Source organism: Bacteroides cellulosilyticus DSM 14838 (assembly GCF_000158035.1).
GTDB lineage: Bacteria > Bacteroidota > Bacteroidia > Bacteroidales > Bacteroidaceae > Bacteroides > Bacteroides cellulosilyticus.
The window spans coordinates 1,440,868-1,454,797 of the sequence record NZ_EQ973491.1; the positions used below are offsets into that span (position 1 = coordinate 1,440,868).

Genomic DNA, 13,930 nt, shown 5'->3' on the forward strand with positions numbered 1-13,930 from the left:
CAAGGAGCCATGATATGGGATTCATTACGATGTGTAGTTTGGGCAATGGATATCGTTTGACGGGTAATACGGAATATAAAGAAGGATTATTACGTGCAGCTGATTCTCTTTCAATTCTGTTTAATCCTGAAGTTGGTACTTTTCTTTCATGGCCGGGTATGGTAAAAAAGGAAAATTGGCCTCATAATACTATTATTGATAATATGATGAATCTTGAACTGCTATTTTGGGCTGCCCGAAACGGGGGAGAACGCCGTCTATATGATATGGCGTGTGAGCATGCCGATACCACAATGAAATATCAGTTTCGCAAAGATTATTCATGCTATCATGTTGCCGTATATGACACGATTACCGGACATTTTATAAAAGGTGTGACTCATCAAGGGCTGAGCGATAACTCCATGTGGGCACGTGGGCAAGCATGGGCTATTTATGGTTATACTATGGTATATCGTGAAACGGGAGAAGTGCGCTTTCTGAACTTTGCCCGAAAAGTAGCAGATGCTTATTTATCCCGTTTACCGGAGGATTTAATTCCTTATTGGGATTTTGATGCTCCCGACTTGTCTTCTGGAGAACCTAAAGATGCTTCCGCAGCGGCTATTACAGCTTCTGCTTTACTGGAACTTTCTACTTATGTAACCGAGCGTGACTCTTCACATTATTATTATGACCAGGCAGAAAAGATGCTTGAAATGTTATCATCTTCTGCTTATAAGGCAGGAGATACAAAATATGCTTTTTTGTTACATTCGGTAGGTCATATGCCTCGTGGTGGAGAAGTTGATGCATCCATTATTTATGCGGACTATTATTATCTTGAAGCATTAATTCGTTTTAAGAGATTACAAGAGAAACGTTCTATACTGGCTAATTTATAAATACTTCCTTAATCTTATCTATTATGAATACACAATTGATGATTGCCGGATATTGTCCGGTTGGAAATTACTCTTTCGAGATAATTTATAAAAAGTATCACACTTTTTTCGTGCACTATGCTGAAAAAACGATGGGAGAGGAATTGTATGCTGAAGATGTTGTACAAGATGTATTTATCAATTTGCTACAGCAGACTAATTATTTTGTATCGGAAGGTGCAGTATTGAAATACATCTACAAAGCGCTTTATAACCGCTGTATTGATTTGATACGTCATAAGCAAATAGAACAGCATTATGAAGAAGTCTCTGGAAATGACTTTATATCTGCATTGAATAGAGATGGACACAATACTCTTTTGACAAAAGAATTTTTTGTAATAGTAGAAAATCGTATAAAAGGGTTACCTCCTAAATGTAAACAGATATTTGTAATGAAGTATAAGAATGAGTACTCTAATCCGGAAATCAGCGAAAAGTTAGGATTATCAATACGAACAGTAGAGAATCAAATATATATCGCCCGCAACGTGTTACGAGAATATGTGGATTCTTATCTATGTTCCTAAAAAAAATAGCGAAAATTATCTTTTGTTTGAGTGAATGAAAGTTTATTCCCGTTTAATCTATGTTCATTGAAGATATATTGACTAAATAATTAAATGTGATTTTTTATGTTAAACTTAAAATGCATGCTATGAATAAGAAAGACAAATTCTTTATGCTTTTAGCATTGTCCTGTTTGCCATTAAGTGAAATGGCTGCAGAACAAGTGGATGGTATGGCTGTATCTCCTATAACTCAGGAGGTATTGCAGAATTCGGTTAAAATTACCGGAAAGGTAGTGGATGTTCAAGGAGAACCGGTTATTGGTGCTACAGTAATGGAAAAAGGTACCACCAATGGCATCATTACAGATGTTGACGGTAACTTTACATTAAATGTTTCTCCCAACCGGAAGTTGCAGGTTTCGTATGTCGGTTATCAGACTCAGGAAATTACAATTGGCTCCAATCGTACGTTGAGAATAACCTTGAAAGAGGACTCTGAATTGCTGGATGAAGTTGTGGTAGTAGGATATGGTACGATGAAGAAATCAGATTTGACAGGTGCCATTTCTTCTGTGAGTACTGAGACATTGGTTCGTGGAGGTAATGCGAATGCTATAGGAGCTTTACAAGGATCTGTTGCAGGTGTCAGTATTTTGAAGAGCAACAATAAGCCTGGTGGTGGCTATGACATTAAGATCAGAGGCGTAAGTTCCATTTCTGGTTCAAGTGCTCCGTTAGTGGTTATTGATGGTATTCCCGGAGCAAGCTTGGATAACATAAATCCGGATGACATCGAGAAGATTGACATTCTGAAGGATGCTTCATCTACAGCAATCTATGGTTCGCGTGCTACGAATGGTGTCGTGATGGTTACTACAAAGAAAGGCTCTCTTGGTGACCCTAAAATCAGCTATAGTGGCTATGCAGGTTTTAGAAATTATACTCATGTTCCCGAAATGATGTCGGGGGATGAATATGTTCAATTGGCTATGGAAAATGCCAGAGCACTTAATAATAATAACTATAAAACCCTTGAGGAAATTTTCACAGATCCGTCTGAATTGAAAGCCGCTAAGGATAGAAATTATTATGATTGGGTAGATGCTATTACATCACCGGCATTTATGACGAGCCATACTATTTCTGCTACAGGTGGAACTGAAAAGGCTAAGTATACATTGGGTGGTGGCTATTACTTTGAAGATGGTATGCAATTTCCCCAGGAATTTTCAAGATATAATATGCGTGCTGCTGTTGATTTAAAGGCTAATGATTATTTATCATTTGGAGGAAGTCTATATATGACCCATTCTGTTAGGGATACTGGTAATTCTTCATTGATGGTCGATGCTTTACGTATGCGTCCTACTCAACATCCTTATAGCCTTGTAACGGGTGAAGAAATCTGGAAATATACAAGTAACGGTATGTTCAATCCATTAATAACTAATCAGAATGAATTTAATAAAACAAAGAAGCTGAATATTCTTTCAAATGTATATGTGAAGTTGACTCCTGTTAAAGGATTGGAACTGACATCTTCCTTTGCCTCTAATATGACGAATGACCAAATAGGCCAATATCGTGGTGTCTGGACTAAAGCATTGCAAGGGACTGCCAAAGGTGCTACTAATTTGTTAGATAAGAATAACTATACAAATTGGGTATGGGATAATATTGTTCGTTACAGTTGGGAACATAAAATACATAAGATAGATTTTACCGGTGTATACTCTTTACAACAAAATCAGGATGAGAAGATGCGAGGAGCATCCAAAGATCTCCCTTTCAACTCTTTGTGGTATAACTTGCAAGGAGGTGAGATGACTTCCATGACTTCCAGTTATGTACAATCCAATCTTATGTCATTCCTGGGGCGTATTAATTATACTTTGGCAGACAAGTACATGTTGACGGCAAGTTTACGTTACGATGGTTCTTCAAAGTTGGCTGATGGCAATAAATGGTCATTATTCCCGTCGGTGGCAGTAGCATGGCGCCTGAAAGAAGAAGCGTTCATGCAAAGTGTTGATTGGCTTTCTAATCTGAAACTGCGTTTGAGTTATGGTCAGACCGGTAATGATACGGTAAGCCCTTATTCCACGAATGGAACCATTGCAGGTTCACAGTATTATTCATTCGGAACCAATACGGTTATTGGTACTTATCCTAATAATATTCGTAATGATAAGTTGGGTTGGGAGCGAACCTCTGAATACAATGTCGGAGTAGATTTCGGCTTCTTTGATAATCGTATATCAGGATCTGTGGAATATTATAATCGTTTGACGAAAGATTTGATTATGAACAAGAGTATACCAACTCATTTGGGATATTCCAGTGTACGCGATAATGTAGGCTCAGTCAGAAATCAAGGTTTCGAAATAATGTTGAATACTGAGAATATCCGCTTGAAAGATTTCTCCTGGCAAACAACTTTTACTTTATCTTATAATAAGAATGAAATCGTAGACTTGGCTTTCAAAGAAGATTTGGGTGTTTATTCCGATCGTTTGAAAGGGATGCAGGGAGATTATAATAACCGTTGGTTTATTGGCCAACCAGTGCAATTAAACTGGGATCTTGAAACTATTGGTGTATGGCAGTTGGGTGAAGAAGAGGCGGCTAAGAAGTATGGTCAGAAGCCCGGACAATTTAAGGTCAGTGATTATAATAATGATGGAGTAATTAATGATAAAGACCGTTTTATCAATGGTTCTCGTATTCCTAACTGGACAGGAGGTATGACCAATACATTCCGCTACCAGGAGTTTGATTTGTCTTTCCATATGCATTTCCAGACTGGAGCAAGACTGAGAAATCAATTCTACGTATCTTATGCATTGGAAAATAATAATGCTAATCTGGGTAATATGAAAAAAGATTATTGGACCCCAGAGAATCCTACCAATTCATGCGCACAGCCGTCGAATATGGGACCTTACAGAGATCAGAATACAACAGGCAAAAGTGTATCACACATTGTTCAGAAAACCGATTTCTTGAAGGTATCCTATATTACTTTAGGATATACGTTTAAGAAAAATCTCTTGAATCGTATAAAAATGAGTAATCTGAGGCTTTACGCTACAGTGCAGAATCCGTTTACCTTTACAGGTTTCTCCGGGTTTGATCCGGAACAACCCAGCGAGCAAGTATCTAATTCAGATATGATAACTTGTAATGTATTATTTGGATTAAATGTTTCATTCTAAAAAATAAAGTACTATGAAAGTAAAAAGATATCTAATAAAAGGGTTATTGACCCTGACATTCATAAGCGGGTTTGTATCCTGTTCTGGTTTTCTTGATGAAACGAATTATTCCAGCCAGTCTGCTGATGAGTATTTTCAGACAAAAACAGGTTATGAGGGGTTAATTAATGGGTGTTATTCCCGGTTAAGGACGATCTACAACTCTAAAGAATACATATCTCTCGGATGTCTTGGTACAGATATATGTACACAGAATAATACGATAGGGTTGTCTAATTTAAATCAATACCCGGTTAACTATGATGCTAACGAAGGTAGTGTTTATACAATGTGGAATAATCTGTATGCGGCGCTGAAAGATGCGAATGCGGCAATCGATCGTTCTGATAAAGTAATTCTGTTGAGTGATGATCCCGATGGCCTGGCAGATGATGTGCTGGAACAACGAGTAGCTGAGGCTAAAGCGCTACGTGCACTCTTCTTGTTTGAGATTGTGCGTAATTGGGGACAGGCGCCTCTGATGATTCATGAACCATTAGCTCCGGTCAAGACAGCTGAGCTTTCCGATGGTGCGCAGTTTTATACGCAAATCCTGAGTGATTTGGAAGATGCAATACGTATATTGCCTGCCCGACAGACTGGTAGTGATTATGGACGTATGTCTGCTTCTGCTGCCAAGCATTTGCGTGCGTTAGTATATTTGACCAGAGGTTATGAGAGTTATGCAGACTCCCGGGATTTTGAAAATGCATATAAGGATGCGGTAGATGTGATTAATAATTCCGGTCATAAGCTATTGGAAGATTTTCAAATGGTACATTGCCAATCCAATGAAACTAATGATGAAATCATATTTAGTGTGGGATTTTCTACAGGTGCCAACCATAATGTGAATAACTGGCCTAAATGGTTCTTGTTCCCTTATAGAGAAGGATGGGCAGGACTTTCAAAAGATTCTTATTATAGTAATGACGATGCTGCTGCCATTCCTACTAAGTTTGCCTATATGATGTATGATTGGTTCAAGGATCGAAGAGCTTCTGTAACGTTTATGAGTCCGCTGAATGGTGATCCGAAAACCTCTACTGATGGCAGAGATACAGGTAAGAACTGGTTTCAGTGTACAGGTGCCATTGAAGGAGTGTTTGAGAAAGGAGATACCGTCATCTATTTCCCTGTACCTACGGATAGTAAATTTAAACATTGGTCTCAGGCAGATAAAGATGCTGTGAAATATAAGGTTTATAATTTTCCAACGGGAGATCCTGCTGATATGTCTTCTGACGATTATTTCAAGTTAGGTTATCAGTCTACAAATTCCAATACCCGTGCTTTTTTGCCAGTTTGGAAATTTAAGGATGCTAATACAGTGTACAATGAAAATGGCAATGCTTCCGGAACCCGTGACATCTATATGTTCCGCCTTGCCGAGACCTGCTTAATTGCTGCGGAGGCAGCTGTTAAAAATAATGATAATATTAATGCTTTGTACTATATAAATAAGGTTAGAGAAAGGGCTGCGAAGAATGCTTTGGAAACAGGATTATCCTTATATACAGGTACTGTAACTTTAGATGATGTCTTGGATGAGCGTGCAATGGAGCTTTTTGCGGAAGTACCTCGTTGGAATGATCTTCAACGAACCCGTAAGCTGGCGGAAAGAGTTTTGAAATATAATTGGGATACCAGGAATATAGCCGGCGGTATACCTACTCAATTAACTGAAGAGAGTTTTTTAAGTAAGTATATTCGTCGTCCGATACCTTTAACTTGGCTGAATTCTTTGTCTAATGGTCAGGAGCTGGGAAATAATCCAGGATGGCAATAGGTATAACAGATAACTGATATTTAGAGGACTATCTTCACGAACGAAGATAGTCCTTTTTATTATGATTTACTTGGGTATATGAGGTTTACATGATAAGGATATTCAGCAAAGAAATCTATAGCTTTTGAGGAGAACAAAGCATCGTCATTTAATAATATGTCTATTACTCTTTTATAATATGATTATTGCCCCATTACATATTGGTCATTTCTAGTTTTAGTCTTGAGACACCAAAAATAGTGATGAAAATAAGAAACTCAGAGAAATCGACCAGATATTGGGTTTCGTTTTTTCAAAATTGATTCTTTTTATCGTTTTTTTTCTTTTACTTTGTTTCGTTTTTAATCTTATACTATATGCAAGACATCAGATGGATCATTATTATACTATTGAATCTTTTATACTGTTCTTCGGCTTTGGCAAACACATATGCTTTTCGTAGTTTATCAAGGGCTGATGGGCTATCCGATTTAAAGGTTAGTGCACTTTATAAAGACTCCAATGGTTTCCTATGGGTAGGTACAGCTACTTCTGTAGAACGTTTCGATGGTGTTCGTTTCAAACATTATCCGATTCATGGAAATAGTGAAAAAAAGAAATGGGTAAATGTTATTGCTGAAATAGAAGGGCATCGAATATTAGTAGGAAATGATATGGGGTTATGGGAAGTTAAGTCAGAGAGGTTGAACCCTATAGGTCAGGATACAATAAAAGGTGGAGTACGTGAAATTATTTCAGACTATCAAGGTAATTTATATCTGGGAAGTGAAACAGGATTATGGATTCGAAAATATTCCGGAGAATGGGAACGGATAATTTTGGATAATAATCCGTTGACAGCAGATAACTCTATTTCTGCCATGTGTTTAGATGAAAAAAATAATCTCTGGATATTAACCAGAAAAGATTTATATCTGGTGGAACTGGATAATGAAAGAAAGACGACTCTATTTATTAATCCACTTTTTGGTAAACATTTATCTTGTTCTTATCGTACAGTTAAACGTATAGGAGAACTTCTTTATATAGGTACCATGGAACAAGGTATCATCTGTTTCAATACGGTTACAAAGCAATTCAGCCGTTTTATGGATATTGGTTGTAATGTGATAAATCAGATGACCACAGACGGGAAAGATTTATTATATGTAGGAACTGATGGTGGAGGAGTCTTTTTCGTTTCTACCCGGCAACAGAAGATTATTCAGAATTTTAGTAATAATCCTAATGAAGTGGAAAGCTTACGTTCGAATTCTGTTTATTCTCTGTTGCTCGATCGTGACGGAATACTGTGGGTAGGATTATATCAGTTTGGGCTTAATTTCACTTATTATAAGAACAGTGCTTTTTCGGTATATAGTTTTCCTCCGTATTTCGATTCGAAAAATATAGCTGTGCGTACTTTGAATATTGGTGAACATGAAAAAATGATAGGCTCGCGCAATGGTTTATTCTATATAAATGAAAAGAATGGAAATGTTAAGACATTGAAGACTCCTCTGTTGCGTAGTAATATTATATTGTGTTGCGCTACATTTATGGAAAAATATTATATAGGTACGTATGGAGGTGGGCTGTATATATTCAATCCTTCGGATATGAGTGTGCAGGATTTTCGTCCACAGGAGAAGACACCCTTTTTGAACGGGCATATCTTTTGTGTCAAAGCAGATGTTGACAATAAGTTGTGGATTGGTACCTCTTCAGGAGTATATTGTTATCAGGATGATAAGGTTATATATCATTATACGATGGAAAATTCACCATTACCGGGGAATAATGTATATGATATCATGTTTGACTCAACAGGTAAAGGGTGGATTTGCACAGAAAATGGTCTGGCGATTTGGAATCCATACAAGAAGAGGATTTATGCAGATGTTTTTCCATCTGGATTTATACATAAAGAAAAGATAAAGTATGTTTATGAGGATTCGGAACATAAACTGTATTTCATTCCTGATAAAGAGAGATTATTTATATCTGATTTATCTATGAATCATTATGCATATCTTGCCCCTAATAGCTTGCTTGAAGGAAAAGAAATAACTTTTGTTATTGAAGATAAACAGAACTGGCTTTGGTTAGGAACAAATGATGGTTTATATCATTATGATAAGAAAAATACATTTATTCCATATAGTTTTGCTGACGGTGTTCCCAGTTCAATCTTTTTAAGTTGCACTCCTGTGACCGATCATGGTGAAAATATGTGGTTTGGCAACTCAAATGGTTTGCTAAAGTTGGGAGCCAATTGGCAGAGCGTAGAAGAAAAGACTCGTTATTCTGTTGCTATATCCGAAATCATGGTAGATGGAGAAGCGCAGAATCTAGTATTGAACGAAGGGGTAGGTTATTATGAATGTCGATTAGAAATGTGGAGGAGGAATGTTACAGTTAATTTTTCCGGACTGACTTATACTGATCCTTCACACATGTTTTATGAATATCGGTTGGGAGAGAAAGATGATGAATGGCAAATTCTTACCGGTAATTCAACTCTGACTTTTTATGAACTGTTTCCGGGGAGTTACAAATTGAAAGTAAGACGTATGGGAGCACCACAATCAGAAACAACTTTGAATCTCTATATATCTCTACCACTAATCTATTATATTGGGCTTTTTAGTTTGATTGGCATATTGATGTTAGCCGGAGTCTATTTCTATTTAAGAAGAACCGAGCAGATTCAGAGCATCACAAAATGGTGTTTTAAATCTCAGCCTGCCAATGAGGAGAGTGAGATCGATGGAGAAAAGAAATATCGGACTACTAGTGTAACGGTAGAGGAATGTGAAGAACTGTTGTGTAAAGTCAGGAAATGTATGGATACTCAAAAATTATATCTTAATCCTGACATGAAGTTAAATGATTTAGCTACTGCTACTGGGGCCTCCATCTATACTTTATCTTACTTATTTAATCAATATCTACATAGTGGATATTATGATTTCGTAAATTCTTGTAGACTTGCCGAATTTAAGCTTCTGATAGAAAAAGGAGCACACACCAAGTATACTCTGAATGCATTAATTGAAATGTGTGGTTTTAATTCCCGTACTTCTTTTTTTCGTTATTTTAAAAAAATAAACGGTATTTATCCGAGTGAGTATATCAAAACTTTTGAGAAACAAAATTAACTGTAGATTTGCGGTTATGCATTGTTATAAGAAGATGAGTATAAATAATTATCTTCTTATAACAATGTGTGTCCTTTTAGGGTATTTCGATGGGGTTAAAAACAATGTATTATCCTCTGAAAAGTCTTTTATAATTATTTGAGACTCATGTTTTTTATTTCTTATCTTGTTGATTGATAGTTGATTAATTAATCGTTTTGTACATCTAAAACGGAAGGGATGTATTGTGGCTTACAGGAAGAATATTTTTCTTTTTACTCCTTTATATTTGCAGTCATAATCATTAAAATGCTTCCATATGAAAAACGCTGCGGTCCTTTCAAATCAGGTAATAGCTGATGCTTATACAGGGTGTTACGATTTAATATTCCGTTACATCTATAATAAAATTAATAATAGAGAAAGAGCTGAAGATTTGACACAAGATACCTTTTTGCGTCTGTTGTCTTATCGTGATATGTTTTATCTCAATATCGATACAATAAAATATTTCGTTTACACAATTGCTCGTAATTTGGTGACAGACTATTTGCGACGTTACTATAAAGAACAAGAAATAAATGCATATTTGTTGGAAACGGTCAGGACAAGTGTAGACGATGTTGAAAATAAGCTTTATGCAAAAGAATTATCTTGGCTCGAACAGGAGAAATTGAGTAGACTTCCTTATCAACGAAGAAAAGTGTATACAATGAATCGCTTTCAATATAAAACCGCCTTTGAAATTTCTACTGAACTCCATATCTCACCGCGTACAGTTGAAAATCATTTGCTTATTAGTCGTAAAGAGATCCGTACATATATCAAACAATCTATTTAATTATAAAGTATTTATTAATTTATTGTTATGAAAAACCGTAAAGTGAATTTTAAGAAACGCTATCTATCAGGGATAGCTTTGGTCATGGGGCTGATTTTTATTAGCTCGTGTAATGATGGTGACAAAGGGTATAAAGAGTATGACCCAAGTTTACCTGTGGTAATTGATGAAATTTATCCTGATTCCGGAGGGTATTTTGATGAAGTTATCTTACGGGGAGAAAATTTGGGTAGTGATCCTAAACGTCTGAGAGTTTTTTTCAATCAGAAAGAAGCGATTGTAGTAGGGGCATCAGGAGATCGTGCATTAATACATGTACCCAAACTTCCGGGTGAAGAGTGCAAAATAGGCATGCTTTTCGATGGTAACACAACAGATACTGTATTTTGTAACCAGTCATTTAAATATCAGAAAAATTATCAGTTGCAATATGTTTGTGGACAGGTAGGTTCCACTAATGTAGCATTTGTAGAAGGCAGTTTCCAAACTACAGAGTTTGGTAAATCTATGTATAATCTGACAGTAGATCCTGAAGGGGTTATTTATTTGAATCATCGCGCTCAAAATGCGGAAGGAAGCCTTGTTTATATTGATGAGAACGAATATATAACTAAATTTATTGCTTATGGTGATGCAAATGCAGGAGAACCGGCAGCTCCTTGGTATGACGAGGTAACTCAGAAAGTTTATTTCACAGGTATGAGAAGGGGATATTTTTGGGAGGTTGACCCTTACGATAGTTATGCGGTGGTACTTAGGCAATTGGTTGCCCCTAATACTGAATACCAAGCCAAGGGGTATCGCCCTTATAAAAATGGAGATTTAATGTGGTGTTATTCATTTGTACGTGCTAAAGATGCTAAGGGAGAAGAATGGATTTATTGTCGTGCTTATGATGGAACCTTGTTTCGTTTCAAATTTGAAGATCGTGTTTATGATGTAGTAGGGGTGTGTCCCTCAGGAGCTGTTGATAACTTCATATGTGGAGATCCTGAGGATAATACGAAAATATATTGTTCACTTAAGCAAAAGAATATAGTGACTTGCCTTGATCTGTCGAAAGATATTTCCGACCCTGGTTTTGAAACTGTGGTTTGTGGCGTTGGTGGTATGGGAGGTAGCGTTGGCGATTTCCAAGATGGTCATTCTTCCATTGCGAAAATGAGTTATCCGGAACAGATATTGTTGACTCGCGATCCAGAAACATCAGAAAAAATAATGTATATCTGTGACTCTAAAAACTGCTGTGTACGTCAGTTCAATTTAGAAACTAACATGATGACTACAGTTGCCGGTATTGGTAAGCAGAAAGGATTTTCAACGGGAAGTCCGAAAGAGTCGAAACTGAATTGGCCCGCAGGTATTTGTTTATCTCCCAATGGAGATATCTATATTGCAGATGCAGGTAACCGTGTCATAATGAAATTAATGTTTTTATAATCAACCTTTTTTAATCTGTAAATTTTAAAATGAAGAATCAATTAAGACTCAAAATGTGTCTTTTCCTTTTTAGCTGTTTGATGGCAGTTATGGCACAGGCACAATCATTTGTATTGTCTGGTACAGTACAAGATGAAAATGGTGAACCATTGATTGGAGTTAATGTTTATGTGAAAGATAAGCCCGGAGTTGGAACTATTACCAATGTGGATGGACATTTCACTTTGAAAACCGATCGAGGTGATAAATTGCAGTTTACCTTTATCGGATATTCTACAATTGAATATCTTGCTTTGAAAGCAGAGAAAAACTTATTGATAAAGATGAATCCGGATGCAGAAATGCTGCAGGAAGTTGTTGTCGAAGCTTTTGGTGCGAAAACTCGTAAGATATCTGCTACAGGAGCGGTTACTTCTGTTGATGTAGCCAGTTTGCAGTTACCCGCAACCAGTTTGGCCAATGCTTTAGGAGGACGTGTTGCCGGTATCATTTCGATGCAATCTAGCGGAGAACCGGGAAAGAATATATCTGAATTTTGGGTACGTGGTATTGGTACATTTGGATATAGTTCCGGAGCGTTAGTATTAATCGATGGGTTAGAGGGGAGTCTGAATGATGTGGATCCGGCTGACGTAGAAAGTTTCTCAGTGTTGAAAGACGCTTCTGCAACGGCTATGTATGGAGTACGTGGTGCTAATGGTGTAGTATTGGTTACTACCAAGCGAGGTAAAGATGAGAAATTACAGTTCAAGGTGCGTGCCAATGCAACTATGTCATGGTTGAAGCGTCTGCCGGAATATTGTGGAGGATACGAATATGCCAAACTTGCCAACGAAGCATTGGCTGTACGTGGCGATGATCCTAAATATTCCCAAAAAGAATTAGAAATCATCCAGTATGGTCTTGATCCAGATTTATATCCGGATGTTGATTGGCAGGATGTCTTGCTGAATAATTCTTCATGGCAACAAACTTATTATGCTAGTGCACAAGGTGGTGGTAGTGTAGCTCGTTACTTTATTAGTCTGAATTATTCCAATGAATCTTCAGCATATAAACAAGATAAAAATAGTCGATATTTCAAAGATGTAGCATATAATACTTTTGGAATTCGTGCAAATATTGATATGAATTTGACCAAGACCACTACTTTATACTTTGGTGTAAATGCTAATAAGACAATCAATAATTTACCTGGTAGCGAAGATACTGACAAACTTTGGTCTGCATGTAGTAAGTTGACTCCTCTTTCTATTCCTGTTGTATACTCTAATGGTATGTTGCCTTCAGCATCAGGAACTGATGATTTGGCTTCTCCTTATGTAAATTTGAATCATACTGGTTTAAAGACAAAGGATTACACTAACTCTGTATATACATTAAGCATTGATCAAAAATTGGATATGATAACCAAAGGCTTAAAATTGAATGTACAAGGTGCTTATACTTCCAAGGAATGGTTTGATGAAACCCGTAAAGTAGTTCCTGAATTATGGTATTATGATCATCGTGATGCCAATGGAAATTTGGCAGGTACGAGACAGAGTGTAGCGCAAACTGTCCAATACTCAAAGTATCAAGATTTATACCGCAAATATTATTTGCAGGCTACCATGACTTGGAGTCGTCAGTTTGCTGATGTGCATAATTTTACAGCGCTTGCGCATTATGAAATGAGTGATGAGAAAACGGCTTCAAAGTCTGTAGATGATGGTGTAGAAAATAGTATGTTAGCTATTCCTGTTCGTTATCAAGGTCTGTCTGCTAAATTAGGATATAATTATAATGATTTGTATATGATTGATGGTAACTTCGGTTATACAGGCTCTGAGAATTTCCAGTCTGGCAATCAGTTTGGTTTCTTCCCTTCTATTTCTGTCGGTTGGGTTCCCAGTAACTATCAGTGGGTGAAGAATAATCTGCCATGGGTGAATTATTTTAAGATACGCGCTTCTTATGGTTTGGTAGGTAATGACCGTATTTCAAGTAAACGTTTCCCTTATCTGACCAGCATTAATGTAAGCAATTCCGGTGCTACAGCTTGGAAATATT

General features: G+C 36.9%; 8 protein-coding genes. All 8 read left to right on the top strand.

All coding sequences use genetic code 11. From position 1 onward, the window contains the following. On the top strand, positions 1–884 hold an 884-nt coding region (locus BACCELL_RS17920), incomplete at its 5' end, for a glycoside hydrolase family 88 protein (RefSeq protein ID WP_007213383.1). Between the two features lie 23 nt (positions 885–907). Continuing rightward, the gene (locus BACCELL_RS17925; RefSeq protein ID WP_007213384.1) at positions 908–1,453 is read left to right on the top strand and encodes an RNA polymerase sigma-70 factor; all 546 of its coding nucleotides are present in this window, start codon (positions 908–910) and stop codon (positions 1,451–1,453) included. A 128-nt stretch (positions 1,454–1,581) separates the two neighbouring features. Next, a complete protein-coding gene (locus BACCELL_RS17930; RefSeq protein ID WP_044154105.1) occupies positions 1,582–4,650 on the top strand; it encodes a SusC/RagA family TonB-linked outer membrane protein in 3,069 nt (1,022 codons plus the stop codon). A gap of 13 nt (positions 4,651–4,663) precedes the next feature. Beyond that, entirely contained in the window at positions 4,664–6,478 is a 1,815-nt protein-coding gene (locus BACCELL_RS17935) for a RagB/SusD family nutrient uptake outer membrane protein (RefSeq protein ID WP_007213386.1), read from the top strand. Positions 6,479–6,834: 356 nt separating this feature from the next. After that, positions 6,835–9,618 carry a two-component regulator propeller domain-containing protein gene (locus BACCELL_RS17940; RefSeq protein WP_007213387.1) on the top strand — a complete coding sequence of 928 codons (2,784 nt, stop codon included), beginning with the start codon at positions 6,835–6,837 and terminating at the stop codon, positions 9,616–9,618. A gap of 298 nt (positions 9,619–9,916) precedes the next feature. Beyond that, positions 9,917–10,438, top strand: a complete 522-nt coding sequence (locus BACCELL_RS17945; RefSeq protein ID WP_007213388.1) for a sigma-70 family RNA polymerase sigma factor — start codon at positions 9,917–9,919, stop codon at positions 10,436–10,438. A gap of 27 nt (positions 10,439–10,465) precedes the next feature. Continuing rightward, positions 10,466–11,878: an IPT/TIG domain-containing protein gene (locus BACCELL_RS26925; protein ID WP_007213389.1), complete on the top strand. Its 1,413-nt coding sequence runs from the start codon at positions 10,466–10,468 to the stop codon at positions 11,876–11,878. 29 nt (positions 11,879–11,907) lie between these two features. Then, a partial coding sequence (locus BACCELL_RS17955) for a SusC/RagA family TonB-linked outer membrane protein (protein WP_007213390.1) occupies positions 11,908–13,930 on the top strand: 2,023 nt, incomplete at its 3' end.

What these genes read in the sequence shown, in the direction of transcription:
- BACCELL_RS17940 (WP_007213387.1), top strand. Translation starts at nt 6,835, where the DNA reads ATGCAAGACATCAGATGGATCATTATTATACTATTGAATCTTTTATAC.
- BACCELL_RS17945 (WP_007213388.1), top strand. Translation starts at nt 9,917, where the DNA reads ATGAAAAACGCTGCGGTCCTTTCAAATCAGGTAATAGCTGATGCTTAT.
- BACCELL_RS17925 (WP_007213384.1), top strand. Translation starts at nt 908, where the DNA reads ATGAATACACAATTGATGATTGCCGGATATTGTCCGGTTGGAAATTAC.
- BACCELL_RS17935 (WP_007213386.1), top strand. Translation starts at nt 4,664, where the DNA reads ATGAAAGTAAAAAGATATCTAATAAAAGGGTTATTGACCCTGACATTC.
- BACCELL_RS26925 (WP_007213389.1), top strand. Translation starts at nt 10,466, where the DNA reads ATGAAAAACCGTAAAGTGAATTTTAAGAAACGCTATCTATCAGGGATA.
- BACCELL_RS17930 (WP_044154105.1), top strand. Translation starts at nt 1,582, where the DNA reads ATGAATAAGAAAGACAAATTCTTTATGCTTTTAGCATTGTCCTGTTTG.